The sequence below is a fragment of the Blautia sp. AF26-2 genome (genome assembly GCF_003460955.1).
Lineage (GTDB): Bacteria > Bacillota > Clostridia > Lachnospirales > Lachnospiraceae > Fusicatenibacter > Fusicatenibacter saccharivorans.
This window is the reverse complement of record NZ_QTWD01000007.1, coordinates 487-24,958: the sequence shown is the minus strand read 5'-3', so window position 1 is coordinate 24,958 and position 24,472 is coordinate 487. Positions and strand designations below refer to the sequence as shown.

Sequence of the window (24,472 nt, the reverse complement as noted above, 5' to 3'; positions counted from 1 at the left end):
ATTCATTTCTGTTTTGGAAATGGATTGGCTGTTTCTGCTTCAAATCCTATCATTTTTTCCGGTTGCCTTCTACCAAATCGGGCTGGAAATGTGTCAACTGGCGGTTACAGATGCTTATTTTTCAAGGATTTCCCGCATCTGCTGCATAATTTTTTTAATTTCATAAACCGATACGCTGTTTACGACTTCAAAATTGATCTGCTTTTCTTTTCCGCTGTATTTCACTTCATACTCTCTGGCTTTTTTTTCGTCATGGTCTTTGTACCGTGCTTTGCCGATCAGATAAGCATCTGAATTGGCCGTCTCGGGGTAGCCCGGGCCTTTTTCCAGTTCAAACAGCTCTTTCTTTTCTTTTAGATTCTTTTCCAGTCTGCTCAATTTTTCCAGAAACACCTGACAGACTTCAGGATAATGTTCTCTGATGTATATCAGATTTTTGTGCAGACATGTTGCGCTTTTCTCCATCAGATGACGTTCTGTTTCGTTCGTCAGATAATCAAACTCTCCCAGCTGTACTTCATCCCCCTGAATGGACCGCGCAAGCTGTTCAAACCAGTACATCTGCCGCGGCATACTGTCCGGGAACATGAAATATGTTGAAAACTCATGATCAATCATCGGCGCCAGACGCAGAATCTTATCGTCTTCACGGCAGACAAATGCGATGTTTTCGTAATGGTAGTTCTGATCGCCTTTCAAAATCGAAACGAGAATCTGCAGTACCAGCTCCTCCGCCATCGCCGGGTGGGTCTGGAAATAGTCGGATTCGAGGATTTCGGTGTAGTCGTAGAACATCTGGCAGTAATTGACGTAGTCATCAATATGGACTTTGTCGTCAGGATATTTTCGAAAGAACTCCAGCAGATTCAGCAGATGTTCTCCTTCCCCGTAAATCATCGGTGAAACTGTTCCATAATCGTAATATTTCTCCACCTCCGCCTCATACCCTTCGCAAAACGCAAGCTGATACTGCGGCGCCGGCATAAAATACGCATCAATCACCCATGACCAGAAAACCTCAGCATAGGCGAACAGCGGCGTAGACAGCGGTTTAGATTTTGTAAGCGGTTTAAAAACAACATCTCCTTCAAAAACCGGAAAATGCTTCTCCCCTTTCACAACCCCCACTGCCTCCGCTTTCAGATTGCCGGAACGGGCAGAATACTTATATTTCTTTGGCAGATATGATGGTTTCTGTTTCATCTTAATCCTCCTGCAATGCTGCCAGATATCCCAGGATTCGTTCTTTTTTTCTGTCTGACAGATTCCGAAAGCCTTCCAGAATGATTTTTTCTGTTTCATTTCCTGCGCTCATTTCCGGATTTCCCGCATTTCGCTCTGTCTCATTCTCCCCCAGAAGTTCATACGGCGTAACCTTCAGCACTTCGCAGATTTTCAGTATTTTATCCGCCGACGGATTCGTGCCCTTTCTTTTCCAGTCGCTGATGGTGCTCTGGGAAATTCCGGTTTCTTCGGAGAATTCTTTCTGGGTCATGCCGTTTCGAAGAATTAGCTCAAAAATTTTTTCACTGATCATTTTGTATCTCACCTTTTTCACTTAGATTTTGTTTTACTATACCATAAAATTTCCTGCCCGTCATTTCCTCCAATGCTGAAAAAACGCCTCTTCCTGCGCTGTGCGGATTCCGTATTTTCTTCTGGCGATGTAGAATTTTGATTTCCAGCTTGAGGTCCGCACCGGGATTGCGGTGATGTGATGGAGGCGGACGATGTCCATGTAGGGGAGGATAGATATTCCAAAACCATTTTCCACAAGGCCGGTGATGACTTCGATTTCTTCGGCCTCACACACGGGTTTTACCTGGATGCCCTGTTCGGCGAAGATCTGCTCTTGGAGGCTGCGGAAGCCGCTCGTCCTGGAAAACATGACCTGCGGATACTTGGCTGCTTCTTTTAGTGTGATGTTCTCTTTCCCCTCCAGCGGATGACCTTCCGGGACGGCGGCCGCGATGTAAGATTCCCGGAGGGGATAATATTCGAGTTCTTCGGATTTCAGCAGTTCTGAGCAGAAGCCGATATCGTATTTTCCATCCAGCAGACCCTCCTCGATCTCTGGGGTCAGGCGGTTGTAGATGATAAACGGGAAGGTCGCGCCGAATTCCCGCAGCATATGTGGTATTGTTCCTGCCGCGAGCGGATATACGGTTCCGATCCGCACTGTCTTTTCTTCCGTCCGAAGGCCTGCCGCCCGCTCCTCCATTCGAAGATATGCGTCCAGAATCTCCTCGACATCCTGCATCAATTCTTTTCCGTAGCGGCTCAGGCTCACGTTTCGTCCTTCTTTCTGGAAGAGCGGAACACCGTACTCGTCCTCCAGTGTCTTGATCGCATGGCTGAGCCCCGGCTGGGAAATATTCAGCGCTTTTGCCGCTTTTCCGTAGTGCTGCAGTTTTGCCAGCTCTGCAAAATATTTTAAATACTCGATATTCATAGATAGCCTCTTTTCCTGTTCTGCATCTATCATACCACTTTTCATTTAATTTTAGAATCAATTCATTCAAAATAATCATTTGTTTTTATCGGTTTCTGTGTCTATAATAAGCATAGTTTCAAGACCTTAACGTAATTTCATTCTCAGGAAAGAAGGATTTTTACTCATGAATACCAGAAAATTTCATCTTCCAGGCGAAGCGGCGCTTCTGATCGTGCTTCTGATCAACCCTCTTGCCATTGATCTGATGTCAAAAAGCGTATTTGGAATTTCAACAATTTCCTCCGTGCCGCTCATCCTCAGCACAGCGTTTCCAGTTTTCAGTTTCGGAACGTGGAACTATATCTTTCAAACGCTGCTTGTCATCACCCTGATGGTCCTGAAGCGTTCGTTCTGTCCCGGCTGTCTGTTTTCTTTTGTTGTCGGCATCGGATTCGGAAAAATGATCGATGTACACAATACCTGGGTTACCCTGCTGCCAAATGTTCTGTCGCTGAATGTGGTCTGCTTTTTCACCGGATTTCTTCTGATGTGCTTCGGCATCTGCCTCGCCAACAACTGCCTGCTGCCGATTGTCCCGACCGATATTTTTCCGCGGGATCTGTCGGAACTTCTGCATAAAAAGTATAACCAGATCAAGACAACCTTTGATCTCACCTGTCTGACAACGACCGTAATCCTGTCCCTTGTAATCCTTCACCATCTTTACGGAATCGGCATCGGAACTTTCTTCTGTGCTTTTATGACGGGACGAACCGTATCTCTGGTTCAAAAATTCATTGGAAATCATGTAGAATTTTACCGTCTGACGAAAAAAGAAATGGTAATGCCTGGGAAAAAGATGCGCCATGCATAAAAAAACTGCCCGAATTCCAGTTTTTCTGTTGAAATTCGGGCAGTTTTTTATGCGTTCTGCTCCGCTTCTACTTCCCGGTTGATCTCATCCTCGCTGTCAGCCATGGCCTGCATTGTCATAGTCAGCAGTTTTTCCAGCGGCCAGTCAAGCTGCTCGGCGCCCCGCTCAATGACTTCCCGCGAACATCCAGCCGCAAAGCCTTTGCTCTTATATTTTTTCTTCAGGGATTTCAGTTCCATGTCTTTTGTGCTCTTCGAAGGCCGCATCAGCGCAGCTGCCCAGATCAGTCCCGCCAGCTCATCTGCTGCAAACAGAACTTTTTCCATCTCATGCACCGGCTCCACATCCAGTGTGACGCCGCACTCAATGGTAATGCCGCAGCCATGGGAAACGACACCATGAATGATATCTTCCGACACGCCGCCTTCCCGCAGAAGCTCCGGTGCTTTCAGGCAGTGCTCTGCCGGATACAGCTCAAAATCAATGTCATGCAGCAGTCCGACAATACCCCAGTGCTCCTCTTCTGCCCCATATCCAAGCTCTCTTGCATACCATTTCATCACGGCCTCTACGGTAAGCGCATGCTGAATATGGAAGGGATCTTTGTTGTATTTTTTTAATAAAGTAAATGCCTCATCTCTTGTAATTTCACTCATGCTTAATTTTCTCCTTCCCTTTTCTCTTTCCAGAATCACCTGGATTGGATTTGAATTATAATTTCGTCCATTATAATCCTGTATTTAAAAAGGCGCCGTTCCCTCACCTTTCAGAGAGAGGGCACAGCGCTTTTCTTATTTTTCAAATTCTACACTTTACAGAAGTTCCGGTTTCAGCCGCACATCGAAGCTGATTTCGGTTTCTTTCAGCTGATATTTTTCCAGCAGCATCGGTCCGCAGCTTGCCGATCCGATCCCGGCCTGGCGGTAGTCGATGCAGAAAACAGTGCTTCCGCACGGCCGAAGCTCATAGTTGTGGGCTTTCGCGGTCAGCTCCTCCTGCGTGTAAATAGATGCCTGGAATGAGAAGGTTTTCTCGCCCACTGCCGTCAATACCGCACGATCACTGGCAAGACTTGCATAATCGCAGTCGTAGTGGCTGCCGTTCTCCTGCGGGCGGATATAGTCTTCCTGCTGTTCTGCCGGTGTGCTGTGGAAAACGCCGTGATAGCTTGCCTGGTGCTTATCCACGTAGCTCTCCACCGGACCGAGGCCGCAGTAGGTCAGTTCTGCAAACGATTCCGGCAGGAACAGGCGCAGGCCAAAACGCGGCAGAACCGGGAATACCGGGTCTTTCTTTGCTTCCACATGGACATCGGTCGTTCCGTCGCTGTAAATTGTCCATTTGATCACACCTGCAAGGATCCGCTGCAGAGCCGGAGACGAAATCGAATAGCTTGTCTCGATCTCCACGCAGCCGTTTTCTTCTTTTGCCGTTGTCTCATACGCCCGCGTCACGGTGCGGTCATACTGCGCACGCATCCAGGTATTCTTGATATTGCGGTCATTGTCTGTCGGCGCACGCCAGATGTTCAGCTCCATCGGGCGGTCGAGCAGATTCTGGTTGGCATAGCACATTTTCTCGAACAGGCCGGTGAACTTATTATAGGTATAGCTGAACTGTTCCGTCGATACCGTCAGATAATGATCGTCCTCTTTCCATCCAAACGAAACCGTTCCCTCCGGGCGCTTCATCATCTCTTTTGCCTTCTGGTTCTGATTGTCTTTCGTTTTCACCGGAACTTCTTCAAATCCCAGTTCGAACTGCTCCGGCAGCACCTCAGTGGCCTGTTTCTGATACCAGGTAACCTTCAGCGCACATTTTCCCTGCTCCGGCACGGAAATGGCAAGCGGAATCGTCTTCTCACAGCCTGCCGCAAGCTCCAGCAGTGCTTCATCTGTAATCTTGCCGCTCTCCGTCACTTCGCCGTCCACAAGCACCTCATAGCCGAGCACAGCGTAATCTTTCAGATTCACAAAATTCATATAGTTTTTGATGGTCAGTGTACCCTTTTCGGCATCATATCCCGTCACGCGCACCGGACGATACACGTTTTTAAATTCCATCAGTCCCGTATGCGGTGTGCGGTCCGGATAAACAAGTCCGTCCATGCAGAAGTTGCCGTCGTGCGGATACTCGTTGTGGTCGCCGCCGTACGCGTACATCTTCTTTCCCTCGATCGTTTTTCCCATATCAATCGCGTGGTCGCACCACTCCCAGATAAAGCCGCCGCACATCTTCTCCTCGCTGTGGATCAGTTCAAAGTAGTCTTCAAGATCTCCCGGGCCGTTGCCCATCGCATGGCAGTATTCGCACATGATATACGGCTTATCCCCGTACTCCACCAGCTCTTTTTTGATCTCCTCGAGTGATGGATACATGCGGCTGTAGAGATCGAGGTTGCTGTAATCGTATTTCTTCGGATCATCCACATACCGTGCCGACTCATAGTGCGTCAGTCGCGTCGGATCAAATTCCTTCGTCCACTTTAAGGCCGCCTCGAAGGTACAGCCGTATGCGCACTCATTTCCCATCGACCAGATGACAACGCTCGGGCGGTTTTTATCGCGCTCTACGCAACGCTGTGTGCGGTCTACGGTTGCCTCGGTAAATACCGGATTGTTCGCAATTAGTTTATTCCAGTTCTTCGCATACTCTTCCCAGCTCGTGTAATTCGCATAAATTTCCTCTGTGCCGTGACTCTCATTGTCCGCCTCATCGATGACATAAAAACCGAGACGGTCATAAAGCTGATAACAGTACGGCGCATTCGGGTAATGGCTGGTCCGGATCGCATTGATGTTGTGCTCTTTCATTACCTTCAGATCTTTTTTGATCTGTGCAAGGCTGATTGCAAATCCCGTCACCGGATCGCTGTCGTGGCGGTTTGTTCCGTGGAATTTGATCTTCACGCCGTTCAGGTACAGCACACCGTCCTTCGCGTGGATCTCACGGATGCCGACATGATCCGTGATCACCTCACCCGCCGTCTCCAGCACCAGCGTATACAGATACGGCTCCTCGGCATTCCACAGATGTGCATCTTTTACATGCATCTGAACCGTATCGCCGCCAAACGCTGCCTCTGCCACAAGATGATTTTCTGTATCAAACAGCTTTGCCGTTCCTTCCTGCGGTTCCCCGTCATTCCAGGTAATCGCAATCGAAACTTCTCCATTCTGGTACGATGCGTCCGGCGCTGCCTTTACAAAGTAATCGCGGATGCCTTTTTCTGGTCTTGCAAGCAGATAGACATCGCGGAAAATGCCGCTCATGCGGAATTTGTCCTGATCCTCGAGATAGCTTCCATCGCACCATTTCAGCACCAGTACGGCGATGGTGTTGGTGCCATCTTTTAAGAAGTCTGTTACATCAAATTCACTCGTAGAATGAGACACCTGGCTGTAGCCGACGAAGCTGCCGTTCATCCACACGTAGAAACAGGAATCCACGCCCTCAAAATTCAGGAATGCCCTCGGTGCTTCCTCCTGTTTTTTCCACTCGAACGTTCTCACGTACGCACCGCACGGGTTCTCATACGGCACATACGGCGGATCCACCGGGAACGGGTAGCGGACGTTCGTATACTGATGGTGGTCATGGCCATAATTCTGCCAGACGGACGGCACCGGAATCGTCTCGAATGCAGAAGTGTCGTATCCTTCTGCGAAAAACTCCTCTTTTACATCGTAAACACTGGTAAAATAGCGGAATTTCCAGTCACCGGAAAGCAGAAAAAAGCGGTCCGACGCCTCCCGGTTCTCCACCAGATCCTCCATGCGGCGGGATGCCGGAATGTAGTAGGCACGGTTCGGCATGGTATTCACATGCAGGTGATCGAAATCTTCGAAATATTTTGGAACAATCATCTCTTTTTAAGTCCTCCTTATTCTGTCTTTTGTTTCCAATATCAGCACCGAAACACACGCGGTCCCGGTGCCGATCAGGTTTTCTGTTATTCTTTTACTTTTTCCATGCAGGAAGAACGCCTTCGTAATTCATGCCATAACCGTAGTCATAGTTATGTCCTTCGCTGTCAATATAGGTTTCCATATCCAACGCACGGTCCTCGCTCTGCTCCTCAACCGCATCCATATCCTTCGGCATCTGGATCGGCAGACGGCCGGTCGGGTTGTAACCGCCGAAGACAACGTCGAGCACAGCGGCTCTCGAAACACCGAACTCTGCGACGATCGCATCGGCTTCGGCTTCAAATTCATGCATCACCATCGGGTTGTTGACGGTTGCGCAGACGATCACCGGCTTGTCGCCCATCGCGCGGCGGCATTCGAGAATATTGTCGAGATCAGCCTCGTTGTAGGCAGTGTTTGTCTTTCCAAGATAGCTGCGATTCGTGAAATTCTCGCGGAAATCACCGCCGGCAATGCTCACCTCACGCGCTTTTTTCGCCGTATACGGGCGGTACTGCAGTGTAATCGGCAGATAGCCGTTGCCGCCGTTCGCAAGATCTTCGGTGGAATACGGGTTGCATGCCGGGCTTTCGATAAATACCAGCGCCACATCGGCCTCCTCCGGTGATGCCACGCGTGTACCGTACTTGGACGGCAGTCCATCCGGCAGCGGATCTTCGGTTTTTGCCGGCAGATCGATGCGGAAGAACGCTTTGGACGGTCCGATCTTTCTCTCCGGAATATAAACCTTCAAACCTTTCTTCAGCGGCAGCACACCCTTCTGTCCTTCCGGTGCGCGTTTCGCACTGTTTTTCAGCAGGACGATGGATTTCTGCTGTGCCTCATAGCCATGGCGGCAGAACTCTTCGCATCCTACAATCTTTGCGGATTCTTCCGGATCAAGATACGGGTCCTCAAACAAACCGCAGTGGAAAATGTTGATCAGAAGACGTTTGGCGGACAGCTCCATGCGCTCACGCATCGCTTTCTCGCCGTATTTCTCACAGCCGATCTTATACGCCTCGACAATCGGACCGGACTCGCTGTTTCCGCCGAACTGGTCAACGCCGTTTGTGATCGCCAGCAGACACCGTTCTGCCTCGGTCATATCCTGCACGCCGTAGCAGCGGCTTCCAAATCCCTCAATCGTCTTCTCCGGATCCTGGGTGATGCCCCAGTCGGTGCAGACAATGCCTTTGAATTCATATTTTCCGCGCAGCAGATCCTTGATCAGGTACTCGCTGTAGGAGTTTCCGACGTTCTTGCCGTTTTTCTTGTCCACGCCGTAGGATACGGTGTAGTACGGCATAACCGCGGATGCGCAGTCGGTCGGTCCGTCCAGGTGGAAGGCTGCCTCGGTAAACGGTTTTAAATGCTCCTCAAAATTTCCGGTCGGATAAACGGCAAACTGTCCGAATGCATAGTGTGCATCGCGTCCGGCCTCTCCGGTGCCGCCGCCCGGCCAGTGTTTGACCATCGTGTTGACGCTGTCTTTTCCCCAGCCGTCTGCTTCCCCTTCCGTTGTCTGCATACCGTCACAGTACGCTTTGGTAAGCTTTTTGGACATCTCCACTTCTTCGCCTAACGTATCGACAAAGCGCATCCATCTCGGCTCGGTGCAGAGGTCGATCTGCGGTCCGAGTGCCGTTGTGATGCCGAGTGCCCGGTATTCACGGGAGGCATCCTTTGCAAACTGTCCGGCTACTTCCGGGTCAAAGCATGCTGCAAAGCCGACACCCTCCGGCCATTTGCTGATCTCGCTTCCGCCGCTCTTGAACTCTGCGCCGGAATCCTTTGCTCCGTTCCGCGGATCAGAGGAGAGGTTGATCGGAATACCATACGGCAGTGTCTCCGCCCGTTTCTGCAGCTCATTGCTCCATTTTGCGGAAATCTCCGGGCTTTCTACGTTCGTCAGCAGGATATGGCGGATGTGCTCGTCCTCCAGAAATTCCTTCTGCTGGTCAGAAATGGCATACGGCTCTTTGCCGGATTCGAGATACGTTTTTCCGTCAAACGTTCCCTGGAATGGTCCGCCCGGCATCGGCGGTACCGCCTGGTGCGGCGAGTACAGCATAAGGCCTGCAATCTCTTCAATCGAAAGACGACCCGCAAGGTCTGCCGCTCTCTCCTCATCGGAAAGACGCCAGTCCTCGTACGGCAGCAGTTCGCCGGTTTTTGCAAGATCTTTAAAGTAATATCCATCTTTTTCCAATACCTTTACACCGGACTCCTCCGCCCAGGCAATCGTTTTTCCGTCTGCCTGTGTGATGCGGTGGATTCCGTTTTTCGTTGTTTTCTCCATAAGTTTTCTCCTTTTTCCTGCTGCATTTATTTCAGTGTAAATACCGCACTGTTTTCCGTCGTGCTGCTGTCACCGACAAATACGGTAAACGTTCCAGGCTCGCTTCCAAAGGTTCCGTCGAGACGGTAGTAGCGCAGATCTTCTTCGGTAATATAGAAGGTCACTTCCTGCTCTTTGCCCGGAGCAAGCTCTACTCTTCGGAAGCCTTTCAGCTCTCGCACCGGACGAACCACATCGGAATAATCATCACGGATGTACAGCTGTACAACATCACAGCCAGCCGTATCACCTGTATTTTTCACGGTCACATGCGCTGCAATTCTGCCGTTTTTATCCATCTCGTTCTGATCCAGTGTTACCGCGGAAATATCAAACGTGGTATAGGAAAGTCCGTAACCAAACGGATACAGCGGTGCGTTCGGAATATCGAGATATTTGGAGCGGAACCGCTCTTTCATGCCCGGCAGATTCGGTCTTCCGGTGGAATACTCGTTGTAGCTGACCGGCGCCTGGCCCACGCAGTACGGGAAGCTCATCGGCAGATGGCCGGATGGATTTTTCTTTCCGGTCAGAACATCCACAACGGCACTTCCGCCCTCTGTTCCCGGGAACCATACCTCGAGAACGGCTTTTGCTTTTGCACTGATCTCACGCAGATCAAGCGGACGGCCATTGAACAGAACAACAACAACATTCGGGTTAACGGCCATCACTTTTCGGAACAGCTCCATCTGAATCTCCGGCACATCGATCATGGCACGGCTGGTCGCCTCGCCGCTCTGCAGATAATGCTCACCCATCGGCATGACCACGAGATCGGCCTCTTTTGCTGCCTGTAGTGCGCTCTGCTCCATGGCAGCAAGCTCTTCCTCACTGTATTTTTTCGGTGTCGTCTCGGTAAATCCGATCAGCTCCACATCGTTTCCGATAACCGGGCATCCTTCCGCATACGTGGTGCGTGATGCGTCGAATACTTTCTCGGCTGCTTCCTGAATCGTCACGCAGTCCTTGCTGTCGCCGGTGAAGGACCAACTGCTCTTGATTTCATGATTGTTGGTATACGGGCCGACAAATGCGATCTTTTTCGCAGTGTCGAGCGGCAGTACACCGTCGTTTTTCAGCAGGACGAAGGATTCCTCCGCTGCTTTTTTCGCCAGTGCACGATGCTCCGGGCAGAGGTTGTATGCTTTCTCTTTCTCGGCATCCGCATCTTTATATGGATTTTCAAACAGTCCCAGTTTGTTTTTCAGCTCCAGAATCCGCAGGCAGCACTCGTCAATCAGATGCTCGTCCACTTCACCTTCTTCTACGAGACGGCAGAGGTTTGCGGCGTAAACGGATGTCATCATATCAATATCCACGCCTGCCTCCAGCGCTTTTTTCGCTGCATCGGCGGCATCTTCCGAGCTTCTGTGGGCAACGGTTTCCAGAATGGCTGCAAAGTCAGAAATCAGCACGCCGTCAAATCCCATCTCGCCGCGCAGGATATCGCGCATCAGCCATTTGTTGGTGCTCGCCGGAACGCCGTTGATCGTGTTGAATGATGTCATCACCATCGCTGCGCCCGCATCAATGCCTGCTTTGTATGCCGGAAGATAGAATTCACGGAAGGTATGCTCTGAGAGCTCTACGGTGTTGTAATCTCTTCCTGCGACTGCTCCGCCGTAGCCTGCAAAGTGTTTGATGCAGGAGGCAACTTTTCCCGGTGTTTTTAAATCATCGCCCTGGAAGCCTTTTACGATCGCCTCGGAAAAGCGGCTGTTCAGGTACGGATCTTCGCCTGTGGATTCCACAACGCGGCCCCATCTCGCATCGCGCACAAGGTCAACCATCGGAGAAAAGGTAACGTGAAGTCCGGCCGCGGATGCTTCTTTTGCGGCTGCAGACGCGCACTCGCCGGAGAGTTCCGGATCAAAAGTGGCTCCCTGCGCCAGCGGCGCCGGGAAAATGGTCTTCATGCCGTGAATGACATCCATCATAAACAGCATCGGGATGTGATGCGGCTGTTTTGCCATATAGTCGTCCTGCAGTTTTTTCATCGTATCGGCGCCTGCTGCTCCCAGAATGGAGCCTGCCATCTCCAGATCCTCTTTTCCGATTCCCATATCGTTTGCCGGACCGGTCAGAACGCTGTTTTCATCTCCCAGATAAAATGCTCCGCTTAACTGAAGCATCTGGTCCACTTTCTCTTTCAGCGACATATCCGCCAGCAGCTTTTCCAAATCTGTCTGTTTCATTGAAAAACCTCCTGTTTTTTATTTTCAGAATTTTTGGTTTTCTATCCCATTTGTTTCTATTTTACGGCATAACTCTGCATAAAACAATCTATTTTTTTGACTCTTTTCTCTACGATTTTAACAAAAGAAGCGCGCCTGCCATCGCTTTTTCCATTCTGGCAGACACGCTCCGTTTTTTATAATTTGATTCCTTTTAATGCCGCGGCAAATGCATTGTTTACCGGCTCTTCGGCCTCTTTTTTCTGTTTTTTCAGGTAGGCTGCCACATCCCGCTTCGTCACGCCTCCGCCCTCTTTTTTGCGGCGCTCCTGGAATTTTGTCATGCGCTCCTTGTGCCCGCAGGAGCAGACAAACGTCGCATCCTCGCCTTTTCCGATCATCTCCATGCGCTTATGGCAGACCGGGCATCTCGCATTCGTCGTACGGGAAACCGTTTCACGGTAGCCGCACTCTCTGTCCTGGCAGACGAGCATCTTTGCATTCTTTCCATTGACTGCCAGCAGCCGTTTTCCGCAGTTCGGGCACTTCTTGTTTGTCAGGTTATCATGGCGGAATGTTCCCTCTTCCGTTTTGATTTCCTCAATCAGTTCCACCGTGTAGCTCCGGATCTCTTTCATAAAGGCATCGCGCCGCTTCTTTCCCTTTGCGATTTCGTTTAACTGCATCTCCCAGCTTGCCGTCAGCTCCGGCTTTTTGAGATCCGCCGGCACCAGCTTCAGAAGCTGGCGTGCTTTCGAGGTCAGATAGATCTCATTCCCCTTTTTCTCCAGCAGAAAGCTGCGGAACAGCTTCTCAATGATATCTGCGCGGGTCGCAACCGTTCCAAGGCCGCCCGCCTCGCCGATCGTTTTCACAAGACTGCTGTCGCGGTTTTCCATGTAACGGACCGGATTCTCCATCGCGGAAAGCAGCGTTCCTTCCGTAAAGCGTGCCGGCGGCTTTGTCTTTCCCTCCCGGAGGCTGATCTTTGGCTGGTCGAACTTCATGCCTGCCTGCAAAAGCGGCAGATTCTGCTCCCGCACCTCTTCTTTCGCCTCGTCCTCGTCGTCATACCGGTTATCCTCGTACGCCTCCTGCCAGCCTTTCTCGACCATGCGCTTTCCACGCGCCGTAAAGCATTCTTTTTCGATGGAAGCCTGGATCACAGTCTCCTCGTATACGCAGGGCGGCAGCAGCACCGCAAGAAAACGGCGCACCACGAGATCATAAATGCGGCGTTCCTCATTGGAAAGTGCAGAAAGCTGCACATACTGCTCCGTCGGGATAATGGCGTGGTGATCGGAAACCTTTGCATCATTCACAAAACCTGGCTTTTCCTTCAGCGGACGGCGCTTCGCCTGCTGTGCCAGCGTCTTGTACGGTCCGATACTCACGGCATCGAGGCGCTCTTTTAAAGTCGGTACAATATCCTTTGTCAGATACCGCGAATCCGTCCGCGGATACGTGAGGACTTTGTGCGTCTCATAGAGGCTCTGCATCAGATTCAGGGTCTGTTTTGCCGAATAACCGAACCGTGCACTGGCATCGCGCTGCAGCTCCGTCAGATCGTAGAGCAGCGGCGCCTCTTTCTGTTTTTTCTTCTTTTCTACTTTTTGCAGGATAAGCGGATACCGTTTTGCTTTTTCTGCGATCTGCTTTGCCTTTTCCGGATCAGAAATCCGTGTCCCGCCCGATTTTTCGTCCTTCCAGGTGTATACTGCGCCGCCTGCTGCTGCCATTACGGTGTAGTACGGCTTCGGGACAAATTCTCGGATTTCCTGCTCGCGCTGTGCAATCATGGCGAGCGTCGGTGTCTGCACACGGCCGCAGGAAAGCTGTGCATTGTATTTGCATGTCAGTGCCCGCGTTGCGTTAATGCCGACAAGCCAGTCCGCCTCTGCACGGGAAACAGCAGCCCGGTAGAGATTATCGTACTCTTTCGCATCTTTCAGGCTGGCAAATCCCTCACGGATTGCCTTGTCGGTAACGGACGAAATCCAGAGACGCTTACACGGCTTCTGATTGTGCGCCTTGTCAAGAATCCACCGCGCCACCAGCTCGCCTTCACGGCCGGCATCTGTCGCAATGACCACCTCACCGACATCTTTCCGCGCAAGCTGTGTCGTCACAGCGTGATACTGTTTTCCCGTCTGCGGAATGACCTTGATCTGCAGTTTCTCCGGCATCATCGGCAGAACTGCCATATTCCATTCCTTATACTTTTTATCATAGTCCTCCGGGTCTTTTAAGGTCACAAGGTGGCCGAGCGCCCAGGTCACAATGTACTGGTTTCCTTCCAGTGCTCCGTTTTCTTTTTTCGCACATCCGAGCACGCGTGCAATATCGCGTGCCACAGATGGTTTTTCTGCAATTACCAGAGTTTTCATGAAATGTCTGCTCCTTTTATAGCTCTTTATACTGTTTTATAATTTCATCCCGGTCTTTTCCGAGAATAAAGTAATAATCAATCTGTCCGTCCCCGGCGGTATGAAGATACGTTCCAAACGTCCGCACATTGCACAGCAGTGCCGTTCTGGAAGCGGCGGCTGCAATACCATAGCCGCGGTTTGAGACGACAAGCGGCATCCGCGCCTGCTTTCCGCCAAACGAGACGTAGCGCGCCTTCGCGGTCAGATCCAGCCACTCTGTCGAGAGAATGCCCTTGGCTTTCAGCTTTTCGGAACCGCTCCAGTCAAAAAATGTCCATGTCATGCCGCCGTCGATCATGCGCGGCTCGTCTCGTTTCTCGGAAAGAACCAGTTTGTGATCCGGCGTAAAGAACTGCACCGCGCCGTCCTTTTTTTCCACCATGACACGCAGCTTCTCTGTCTCGACAAGAACCGCCGTCTTCGATTCCTTTGCACTCCAGGGGAACAAGGTATCCGCCTTTGGCTTCCAGTACGTGTCCTGGACTTTTGCCGTCACACCTTTTACGAAGCTGATGCGGATGACCTCCGGCGTAATCGGCGTGATGCGCAGAATGCCGTACATGCTCGCCATCTCAACCGCTGCTTTTCCTTTCTTTGCCCATTTCACCGCGCACTTGATCCTCGAATGCCCCTTCATGCGCAGCAGTTCATTTTCCGGAATTGCCCCAAAAGCGTAGGGCGATGTATTCATGTGCTCTGGCTGTTCAGCTTTTTCTGACTGTATTCCTGCAGTCGCCGGTCTGCTGCCCGGTGCTTTGCCGCCTGTCTTTCCACGGTAGGCGGCACCGGCAAAGACAGCAGAAACTCCTTCCGGCGCACGCTGCTGCATCGTCTTTGCGGCAATTTCTTTTCCTGTTTCTGCCGCTGCTTTCCGCATGCCCGTACTGCTTTTTGGCATCACCGCTGTTCCCGTCGTGCTTGTATTTCCAGGCGCCCTTCCCGGTATCTGCTCCGGCTTAATTACAATCCTTTTTGGTCCGTGGCTGTTCCGCTCGTCCATCTCCTGGATGCCGATCGCGCGGTTCTCCTCACGCGTCTCTTTTTGCGTCAGCGAAACCTTCTCATACTCCTTCGCCTTCGTCAGCGTCTCCATGGCAAATTCCTGGTTGTGACGGCCCTTTGGCGCTTTCTTTGCAAGGATTCCTGTGAGTTTTCCCGTATACAGCACTGCCAGCTCATGCAGCGCACGCGTTGCCGCTACATAAAGCAGCTTTACCTGTCCGTCATTCTCCGGATATTTTTCTTCTGTCGGATCAAGAAGCAGCACCGCGTCAAACTCGAGTCCCTTCGTATACGCAACCGGAAGCACCATCACGCCCTCGCCAAATTCTGCCGTCTCGAGATCCTCCTCCACAACCGGCACATATTTTTTCAGCTTCCGCGCCGTCGCAGCCGCTTCTGCCTCATCCCGGCATACAACGGCAATTGTCTCATATCCCTGCTCCTGCCACGCTTTGATCTTCTGCACTCCAGCTGCCAGAAGCGCAGCCTCATCCACAAACGCTTCCTTTTGCACCGCCGTTCCATGCCGCAGCACCGGCTCCACCGGATAAATCGCAAAATCCCCGTGCCGCATGATTTCATTTGCAAAATCGGAGATCTCCACCGTGTTCCGGTAACTCTTCCGCAGAACGCCGAACGCATCGTACGTACCGGTCAGAATCAGCTTTTTCAGCTCCTCCCAGTCGTTCAGGCCGTAGAAAAAATGGATATTCTGCGACGTATCTCCCATAATGGTATACGTACAGTCACGCAGACAGTAATGAAGCACCTGGTACGCCATCATCCCGAAATCCTGCGCCTCGTCGATGACCACATGGCTCGCCTCGCGCACGGGATCGTTTTCCTTGATCCGCTTATAGAGGTATGCCAGCGCCGCCAGATCATAGACATCAAAGGAGTTTTCCGGCACTTCCACCGCTTTTCCTTTCTCCGCCTGCTGCTCCAGAAACTGTAAATAGAGATCAAAAATGGATCCCCGCCATTTTCCATCTCCAAAATATTTCTCGTATTTCCGCTTCAGCGCCTTTTTTTCGCGCGCCGGAAACGTCACTTCTTTTCCCGAAACCTCATTCTCAAATTTTGCCAGCAGGATCTCGTTCAGCATGCACATCTTTCCTTCCATGGAAAGTGTGGACTGCTCCCTGCAATAGTTATCAATATACTCGGCGTTCAGAAGCAATGTTCCCGTTTTTTCCAGCCGCACCGGCTCCCGCGGAATCTGCTCTGCCTCGTACGTACGGCAGAAATTTTCCAGATCGAAAAACCAGCCGCTTCCGCCCTTTATGCTGTTTTTCTCATCCGCGCGGTCGATGGTGTGTACCATGTACTTTTCTTCGTCCCAGTCCTCATACAGAAGCCGGATGAAAAGCTGCTCCATCGTCATCTGACGGATGCCGTATACATCGAGTTCCGGCAGAACGCTGGTAATGTAGTTCAGCAGAATACGGTTGCTTCCAATGATATAGAAATCCTCCGGCCGGAAGTCCTCCTCGTAATTATAGAGGATGTACGAAATCCTGTGCATCGCCACCGTCGTCTTTCCGGAGCCAGCCACGCCCTGTACGATCAGATTCGTCTTCGGGGATCTGCGGATAATGAGGTTCTGCTCCTGCTGGATCGTCGCAATGATCTCACCGAGCACCGCTTTTTTGTTCTTCGCCAGATACTTTGTCAGCAGCTCATCGTTCGCTACCACATCGGAATCAAAAAAGTCTTTCAGATGGTCATTTTCAATCTCATACGTCCGCTTTCTTTTCAGATCAATCGAAAAAGTACCCTCTGAACTCACCGTATAGCTGCACGGCCCGGTGCTGTTCTCATAATAGACGGAGGAAATCGGCGCCCGCCAGTCCAGCACAACCGGCTCCGCCTTCTCATCGGAAATGCCGACGCGCCCGATGTAATAGGACTCTAAAAACGAAAGCCGCGGATCCTGAAAATCAATCCGCCCGAAATACGGCTTCTTTCTCGCTTTTTCCAGCCGCGCCATGCCGTGCTGGTACGCATTCAGCTTCGCCGTCGCGTTGTTCCAGAGCGCCAGGCCTTCCGCCTCTTTTGCGTCGTACGTCTCCATCAGATCCGCCAGGTCCTCATTGGCCGACCGGATATCTGCCTTCGCCTGTTCCAGATTCTGCTCGGCAATCCCGATCACCTTCGCAAGCTGTGCTTCCTCCTCTTCCCTCGTAAGTCCGGGAATCTCTGATTTTCTGATGCTTCTTTCCAGTTTCTCTTCTTCCACTTTGTACCTCCTTTTTTACGAAAAACTTCTTCTACATCAGCCCGTTCTTTTGATTCTCTTATTTCCATCCCAATAGACTTTATTTTACCATGCACACGTCTCCCCGGCAAGATACTTCACCCGCTTTTTCGTGCATCAAAAAAGACACCATGCATCTTACACACAGTGCCTTTCCGACTTTTTTTCTTACTGAAGGTAATCCTTAAATTTCTTTTTAAATGCTTCGATATCGTTCGTATGGGCTTCCACAACCGCATCCGGGTTTCCGGCGATCATCAGGACACTCATCAGGGATTTCGCATCAAAGACGCATCGTCCTATTTTTACGTCAACGTCGTAATCCAGGCGTTTCACCATATTTACAAATTCTTCTACACTCTCTACTTCATCAAACTTTAACGGTAACGAAATCATATTTTCTGCATCCTTTCTGCTTTTTAGTCTTCTTTTCATGATTTTGAATTCTTTCTTTTATTTCCTTCAAAATCGGTCAAAAACTTACACGATATCCCTTTTTTGCTGTTTTTTCTGAAAGTAGTAATGAAATCGCCTTCCTTTTCGACTGACACTAAAATAGCATACATCTGTCTCACTGCAAATATCCGTTTTGGACAAAATTCGACGTAGTTTTACAGCAATTTGCTCATATGTTCCGTCTGATTCGTTAAGTTGTTTCTTTTCCGGCACTTTTTTCGTCTGATCTGACGGGCCGGAAGGCCTTACTTGAGAATCACTCTCATGAAAAGTTATTCGCTGAAAATAATATTTCGGATCTTCCGGGACAGGGTGTACGTTCCGGCATCTTTTTTCTGGGTCATCATCAGAAATGTCATATTCTGCTCCGGCACGACTTCCATGTAGCATCCAAGCCAGCCGTCCCAGCCGAACTCACCCTTGCTTCCCAGCGTTACCGCACGCGTCGGATCTACCAGAACACGCATCAGATTTCCGTAGGAAAATCCTTCCAGACCGATCCAGTTATCAAAGCCTGCCTGCTGTACCGCGCTTAATGTGTGGCCTCCCAGAAATTTTACCGTCGCCGGACGGAGAATCTGTACACCGTTGTAGGTGCCGCCGTTCAGCAGCATCTGCGTAAATTTCGCATAATCGTCGATGGTAGATGCAAGGCCTGCTCCGCCTGCCTCATATGCCGGGCGGTACGCCATATCGTTCTGAATGCCAAGGTTATTGTCCAGATAACGGACGGACGGCTGTCCCTCCCTGCAGTCATACACCTTCGCCAGACGATCCTGCTTTTCTGCCGGAACCCAGAAATCGGTATCGTTCATGCCGAGCGGCTCGAAAATTTCTTTTTTCAGAAAATCCCCAAAGCGCATGCCGCTTGCCACCTCAATCACCGCACCTACGACATCCGCCGACGTTCCATAACTCCAGGACTGGCCCGGCTGATACAGAAGCGGGACTTTTCCAAGACGGTTTGCAAATTCTACTGTACTGATCGTTCCGCCGTTTTCTTCCTTAAGTCCGTGGATCACCTCCTGAAAAAGTGCATCGGTCTGCCGTCCCGTCTCATCCGTTCCGCCGTACGTCAGCCCGGATGTCATATTCATAATATCCTCCAGAAGGATCTCCCGCTCCGCTTTTTCTATCTTCCCATCCGCTGTACATACAACCGGGTTCCGGAAGCCCGGCAGATACTTGCTGACCGGATCCGCCAGATCGACGATTCCGCGCTCTACCAGAATCATCATGGCCGTCGCGGTAATCGGCTTGCTCATGGAGTAGAGACGGAAAATATTATCGCGGGAAACCGGCTTTTTCGCTTCGATATCCGCATATCCGCTCTCCAGATAAACCTGCTCCTCTCCGTCTTTGATCACCATCAGAAGACAGCCCGGTGTCTCTCCTTTTGCAACAGACGCATCCATCACCTGCTGCAGTCTTTTCTTTATCACCTGTTCCATGGTATGCTCTAACCTCCATCTAAATTTCATTGTTTTTTCCTATTTTACCTCTCTTTTTGCCCCCCGTCATCTTTTATCTTGCTTTTCTTCTATCCTCATTGTCTTTTTTTTCTGAAATCTTACAACTTTTCTGAAATTAAGAAAAACCATCAAAAACCATCATTGCCCTATTCCGAAAAATATGCTATTCTATATGTATATATATTTATGAATCTTCAGCTATTTAGAAAAACGAGGTGAACATCTTGCTGAAAACGAATGAATCCGCAGAAAATTATTTGGAAACCATTTTAGTCTTAAGTCAGAAAAAACCCGTTGTACGCGGTGTTGATATTGCAGAAGAACTTGGCTTTAAAAAATCAAGTGTCAGCGTTGCCATGAAAAACTTAAGAGAAAAAGAGCAGATCCGCGTAACGCCGGAAGGCTACATCTACCTGACCGACAGCGGACGCGCGATCGCAGAGATGATCTATGAGCGCCACCAGCTCCTCTCCCGCGGCCTGATGAGCCTTGGTGTTGATGAGCAGACCGCCACGGAAGATGCCTGCCGCATCGAGCATGTCATCAGCCAGGAAAGCTTTGAAGCGATCAAACGTCATCTGCACATGACTGCCGAAAAATAAACATGACAAAGAAAACGCTGCCGGAGTTCTCTTCTCTCCGACAGCGTTTCTCTTTCCGCCCTAAAGTCTCCCATTTCTTTGCCGGAGCCTTTCGGGTTTTCTTTTTACAGCATAAAAGTATACGTTCCGCTTCCCAGTTCCACGGTATCCGCCGGATCCTGCGTGTTTTTAAACAGGGTTGCCGTTGTATTGACCGGAATCGTAACCTGATACTCTATTTTGTCACCTTTCCGCTCCCATCCGGCAGAAATCACGCCGTACGGGCTGTCTACGGAACCTTTCATAAACTCGAGCGGGCCCGGCTGCGGTTTCAGCAGAATGTGCTGATAACCCGGTTTTGTCTCGTCTCTCTGGATACCAAGTCCCGTGTGATACAGCCAGGAAAGAACGCTTCCGAGAGAATAATGATTGAACGAGTTCATCGCATTCTGTCCGCCGAAGCCTTTTTCCTTCGTGTAGGAATCCCAGTGCTCCCAGATCGTCGTCGCTCCCTGGGTCACCGGATACAGCCACGACGGGAATGCCGTCTGCAGCATCATCTTCCAGGCATCCTCCGCAGCGCCCTGCTCGGTCAGCATCTGGTTCAGAATACCCGTTCCAAAGAATCCCGTTCCGACCGTATGGCCGATCGCTCTCGTCTTTCGGATCAGATGCTCTCCTATTCTCTTTCTGTCTTCTGCCACACCATAAGACAGTGCAATTGCATACGAGCACTGCGTATCACACAGCGTTCCGTCCGCATTGCAGGTCTTTCCGGAATCCGGAAGTACAAATGTCTCATTCCAGAATTTCTTCACCTTCGCAGCAAGCGCCTCATACTGATGCTGCTCCTCTGTTCTTCCGAGCGCACCGGCAATCCGGCTCATCAGATCGGCTTCTTTATAATAGAATGCATTCCATAAAAGCAGCAGATCCGTCTCTTCCGGTGCCAGCCAGTCGCCAAGCGGTCCGATCGCCGGATTTACCTTCGTTCCCGGCAGACCCTTATCCTTCATATAGTCCATATATTTCTGCATGCCAGGATAAAATTTCTCCAGTGTGCGGATATCCCCATACTGCCCATACAGTTCCCACGCCATAAAAATACTCGCACACTCATACGTAATGCCGCCGAATCCGCCGCCCACCGGTGCAATCTCCGGGTACTGGCCTTCCGGTGTCTGCAGATCACACATCGCCTGCAGGTTCCGCTCATAGAATTTCTTCAGGCTGCTGTTGTTGAGCGCCGTATGGCAAAAAATATGCGTATCGCCCGCCCAGCCCATGCGCTCATTTCTCTGCGGGCAGTCGGTCGGAATGTTGATAAAGTTGCATTTCTGTGACCAGGAAACATTCTCGGCAAACCGGTTCAGCAGTTTATGGCTACTCGTAAGGCTTCCATGGAATTCCGTCACAGAAGAATACTGAAGACTCTCTACTTCTTCCAGCTCCGGCGCATGCTCCACACCGCTGATCTCAATATAGCGGTAGCCGTGGAAGGTAAACTTCGGCTGGAACACCTCTTCCCCGCCGCGGCAGATATAAACATCCGTACTCGTCGCATCCCGGTAATTTTCCAGCATCATCGTGCCTTCTTTTCCGGCATACTCCGGCAGATCCGGATAAAGCACCTCCGCATAGCGGATGATGATCTTTGTGCCCGCCTTCTCATGCAGTGTAATCCGCGGTACACCAGCCATCTCCTGTTCCAGATCGTAGAGATACACACCCGGGAACAGCTCTTTTCTCGTCTTTGCCGTTCTCCGGTCCACAATCCGCACCGGCGCATCGTACTCACCGATATATTCCGGCTTCTGCTCATGAACCGCCGGCCAGGACCGTCCAAAGCCCGGCATCGTGCAGAACTCTTCGATCATGACGGTATCCACAACAACTGGCTTTTCCCAGGTGCTGTCATCAAACTCCGGCAGAGAATAAGTTTCGTAAACCTCTGCCCGGCGCGCATCGTACTGCTCTCCGGCAAAGTAGCTGGAAAACAGGTAAGGACCTTCTCCGAAATACTTCCAATCCTCGGTATTTGTTCCAAAGACCTCGCGGCTGCCGTCCTCGTACTTCATGACAACCTTGGCAAGCAGACTCTCCTTGTCTCCAAAGTAATTGAAGTTCTTCACCACAAAGGTCTGTGCCTCGCTCCACCAGCCCGATGCCAGCGTCACGCCGATTCCGTTTCGGCCCGATTTCATCAGCCCTGTGATATCGTATGTCTGATAGTTCATTCTGTGGTCATACTGTGTCAGACCCGGACGCAGCAGATCTTCCGTGATCTCCTGTCCGTTGATCCGGCAGTCGTAGATACCGCGCGCAGTAATATAAAGGCGTGCTGATACCAGTTTTTTCTCTTTCTGGCAGGAAATACACGACCGCAGCATTGGAATTGAATGATGGGACGGATCTGCCGTAATCTGGCTGTCTTCTACTTTAAAGTATCCGTTTTCCACCGGAATCTGGTCCGCAAAGATACTTTTTCCCCCATCCAGCCGTCCTTCCGGCGTCTCACGAACAATTTCCGCGGATGGTTTTCTTACGTTTCTTACGGTCAGATTCTTAAAATATCCTGTCGTCCCTTTTCCTGCATAAAACCCGATCTCATTCAGTCTCGGATACGGCAGCACATCGTTATTTCCTCTCGGATTCAGCTGGCGGCCTGATACTTTCGTTCCAAAAAATCCATGCTCTTCAATGGCATCCACGAGGATGCCGTCGACATAGGCGTATGCCACATTGCCGTCAACCTCTACGGTCAGCTTATGAAAGGCATCGGCATTCTCTGGTGTCAGGATTTCCTGTGTTTTCTCTTTCCAGTTGACCAGTTTCGTAACGGCAAACGGTTTTTCCGCTGTATCCTCCGGCGCATAGCCCACGCGGTAAATTTCGAGGCGTGCATCTCCATCCTCAAGGCACACAGCATAACGGATATAGTTCTCCCCCTCCATGCCAAGCTCATTTTTCGTATGATCGTTCAGACGGAAGTCATTGGCTCCAAAGACGATACCCGCTTCTCCCTTCCCGCCTTCCATCCGAAATTCACTCTCGATCGTAAAAACACCGCGGTTTTCCGCGCATACCGTCGCATGCGGTGCGCCGATCCACTCAGCTCCCTCCCATGCTGCATACAAAGAATCCATAAGGCCTGTCTCGAAGGAACTTTCTGCTTCTGCCTTTCCGCCGTGGTTATCCCACACCTCTGCTTTTACCTCATATTTGGTACAGGGCTGCAGTGCTTCTCCTTCATAACCAATCCCTGTTGATACGCCGGTTTCCATTTTTCCGCTGTCCCACACAGTATCTTCTCCGGTGCGCACAACGATCCGGCATGCGCTCTGCATCAGATTCTGTTCTCCTTCTTCTGCCGTCAGCAGCCAGGAAAATGCCGGTTTTTTCTCATCCAGCCCGATCGGTGCCATCTGATCTTCAATCAGAATTCTCTCTATCTTCATTTGGTAACCTCCCATTGCAAGTTTTGCCTTCTTTGCTGATTGTATTATACCGTCCAGCAGCTATTTCTGTTAAGATCAGTTTTTGCCCAAAAAAGCGTCTTTATTTGCATCTTTTCCGGTGTTATAATAAAGGAAATTACGAAAGAGAGGTACCATCAAATGAAAGTATTATTAATCAACGGAAGTCCTCACGCAAAAGGCAGCACTTATACTGCCCTGCACGAAATGGAAAAAGTCTTTACAGAAAATGGTATTGAGGCGGAAATCGTACATATCGGAAATAAAGATATCCGCGGCTGTGTTGCCTGCGGTGCCTGTTCCAAGCTCGGAAAATGTGCTTTTTCCGATATGGTAAATGAGGTTGCTCCGAAATTTGAAGAGGCTGACGGCCTTGTTGTCGGAAGTCCGGTTTATTATGCATCTGCAAATGCAACACTTATTGCTTTTCTTGACCGTCTGTTCTACAGCACACACTTTGACAAGACCATGAAAGTCGGCGCTTCGGTTGTCTCTGCACGCCGCGGCGGTCTTTCCGCTACCTTTGATGAGCTGAACAAATACTTCACCATCTCCGGCATGCCGGTTGCTTCCGGCCAGTATTGGAACAGTATCCATGGAAATAATGCGGACGAGGCGCAGCAAGATCTCGAAGGCCTGCAGATCATGCGTACCCTTGCACGGAATATGAGTTTTCTGATGAAGAGCATCCAGCTCGGAAAAGAATCCTTTGGTCTTCCGGAAAAGGAACCGCGCGTCGGCACAAACTTTATCCGTTAATTTATCTGTTAAGCAAGATGCCGTCTTTCAGACTTTTTTCTATGTCTGGAATACGGCATCTTTTATAGCTGGAAAAAATTTTATACACGAAAAAAGCCTGCTTCCGCAGACTTTTTAAAGCGACCCGGATCGGGATCGAACCGACGACCTCCGCCGTGACAGGGCGGCGCTCTAACCAGCTGAGCCACCGGGCCAGACATATACAGAATATAAAATATAGAACTAAAGTGGACCTTCAGGGACTCGAACCCGGGACCGACCGGTTATGAGCCGGTTGCTCTAACCAACTGAGCTAAAGGTCCAAAG

Annotated in this window: 15 protein-coding genes and 2 tRNA genes; 3 read left to right on the top strand and 14 right to left on the bottom strand. The window is 50.5% G+C overall.

All coding sequences use genetic code 11. The annotated features are described in order from the left end of the window. Positions 1-114: 114 nt before the first annotated feature. The 3 genes from DWY63_RS18440 to DWY63_RS10135 are packed head-to-tail and all read right to left on the bottom strand — an operon-like array spanning position 115 to position 2,452. A complete protein-coding gene (locus tag DWY63_RS18440) occupies positions 115-1,203 on the bottom strand; it encodes a hypothetical protein (protein WP_022462416.1) in 1,089 nt (362 codons plus the stop codon). A gap of 1 nt (position 1,204) precedes the next feature. Next, positions 1,205-1,537 (bottom strand): helix-turn-helix domain-containing protein, encoded by a 333-nt coding sequence (locus tag DWY63_RS10140; RefSeq protein ID WP_055221741.1) that lies wholly within the window; start codon positions 1,535-1,537, stop codon positions 1,205-1,207. Between the two features lie 60 nt (positions 1,538-1,597). Continuing rightward, the gene (locus tag DWY63_RS10135; RefSeq protein WP_117802019.1) at positions 1,598-2,452 is read right to left on the bottom strand and encodes a LysR family transcriptional regulator; all 855 of its coding nucleotides are present in this window, start codon (positions 2,450-2,452) and stop codon (positions 1,598-1,600) included. A gap of 166 nt (positions 2,453-2,618) precedes the next feature. On the opposite strand from DWY63_RS10135, the gene DWY63_RS10130 reads away from it, so the two are divergent. Beyond that, a complete protein-coding gene (locus tag DWY63_RS10130) occupies positions 2,619-3,308 on the top strand; it encodes a DUF6198 family protein (protein ID WP_117802018.1) in 690 nt (229 codons plus the stop codon). 47 nt (positions 3,309-3,355) lie between these two features. Here the strand turns inward: DWY63_RS10130 and DWY63_RS10125 are convergent, their stop codons facing one another. The 8 genes from DWY63_RS10125 to DWY63_RS10090 form a co-directional block, all read right to left on the bottom strand. Further along, on the bottom strand, positions 3,356-3,964 hold the full coding sequence (locus DWY63_RS10125) for a hydrolase (RefSeq protein WP_117802017.1): 609 nt from the start codon (positions 3,962-3,964) through the stop codon (positions 3,356-3,358). A gap of 156 nt (positions 3,965-4,120) precedes the next feature. Then, a complete protein-coding gene (locus DWY63_RS10120; RefSeq protein WP_117802016.1) occupies positions 4,121-7,174 on the bottom strand; it encodes a glycoside hydrolase family 2 TIM barrel-domain containing protein in 3,054 nt (1,017 codons plus the stop codon). A 94-nt stretch (positions 7,175-7,268) separates the two neighbouring features. Next, positions 7,269-9,518, bottom strand: coding sequence for a glycoside hydrolase family 3 protein (locus tag DWY63_RS10115; protein WP_117802015.1), 2,250 nt, complete (start codon positions 9,516-9,518; stop codon positions 7,269-7,271). Between the two features lie 26 nt (positions 9,519-9,544). Beyond that, the gene (bglX, locus tag DWY63_RS10110; protein WP_117802014.1) at positions 9,545-11,755 is read right to left on the bottom strand and encodes a beta-glucosidase BglX; all 2,211 of its coding nucleotides are present in this window, start codon (positions 11,753-11,755) and stop codon (positions 9,545-9,547) included. A 176-nt stretch (positions 11,756-11,931) separates the two neighbouring features. Then, positions 11,932-14,121, bottom strand: a complete 2,190-nt coding sequence (locus tag DWY63_RS10105; protein ID WP_117802013.1) for a DNA topoisomerase III — start codon at positions 14,119-14,121, stop codon at positions 11,932-11,934. 16 nt (positions 14,122-14,137) lie between these two features. Further along, positions 14,138-17,404, bottom strand: coding sequence for a 3'-5' exonuclease (locus DWY63_RS10100; protein ID WP_243001875.1), 3,267 nt, complete (start codon positions 17,402-17,404; stop codon positions 14,138-14,140). A gap of 186 nt (positions 17,405-17,590) precedes the next feature. Continuing rightward, complete coding sequence (locus tag DWY63_RS10095) at positions 17,591-17,818, bottom strand: HPr family phosphocarrier protein (RefSeq protein WP_147326098.1); 228 nt, start codon at positions 17,816-17,818, stop codon at positions 17,591-17,593. 332 nt (positions 17,819-18,150) lie between these two features. Next, positions 18,151-19,359 (bottom strand): serine hydrolase domain-containing protein, encoded by a 1,209-nt coding sequence (locus tag DWY63_RS10090; RefSeq protein ID WP_242856668.1) that lies wholly within the window; start codon positions 19,357-19,359, stop codon positions 18,151-18,153. A 218-nt stretch (positions 19,360-19,577) separates the two neighbouring features. Between DWY63_RS10090 and DWY63_RS10085 the strand changes: the two genes are divergently transcribed. Beyond that, positions 19,578-19,952 carry a metal-dependent transcriptional regulator gene (locus DWY63_RS10085; RefSeq protein ID WP_055221737.1) on the top strand — a complete coding sequence of 125 codons (375 nt, stop codon included), beginning with the start codon at positions 19,578-19,580 and terminating at the stop codon, positions 19,950-19,952. 104 nt (positions 19,953-20,056) lie between these two features. Here the strand turns inward: DWY63_RS10085 and DWY63_RS10080 are convergent, their stop codons facing one another. Next, positions 20,057-23,389, bottom strand: coding sequence for an alpha-L-rhamnosidase (locus DWY63_RS10080; RefSeq protein ID WP_158568344.1), 3,333 nt, complete (start codon positions 23,387-23,389; stop codon positions 20,057-20,059). Positions 23,390-23,548: 159 nt separating this feature from the next. Between DWY63_RS10080 and DWY63_RS10075 the strand changes: the two genes are divergently transcribed. Next, the gene (locus DWY63_RS10075; protein WP_022461984.1) at positions 23,549-24,166 is read left to right on the top strand and encodes a flavodoxin family protein; all 618 of its coding nucleotides are present in this window, start codon (positions 23,549-23,551) and stop codon (positions 24,164-24,166) included. 120 nt (positions 24,167-24,286) lie between these two features. Here DWY63_RS10075 and DWY63_RS10070 read toward each other — a convergent pair. Continuing rightward, positions 24,287-24,360, bottom strand: a tRNA-Asp gene (locus tag DWY63_RS10070). Positions 24,361-24,394: 34 nt separating this feature from the next. Next, positions 24,395-24,468 (bottom strand) — tRNA-Ile (locus tag DWY63_RS10065). Positions 24,469-24,472: the final 4 nt, after the last annotated feature.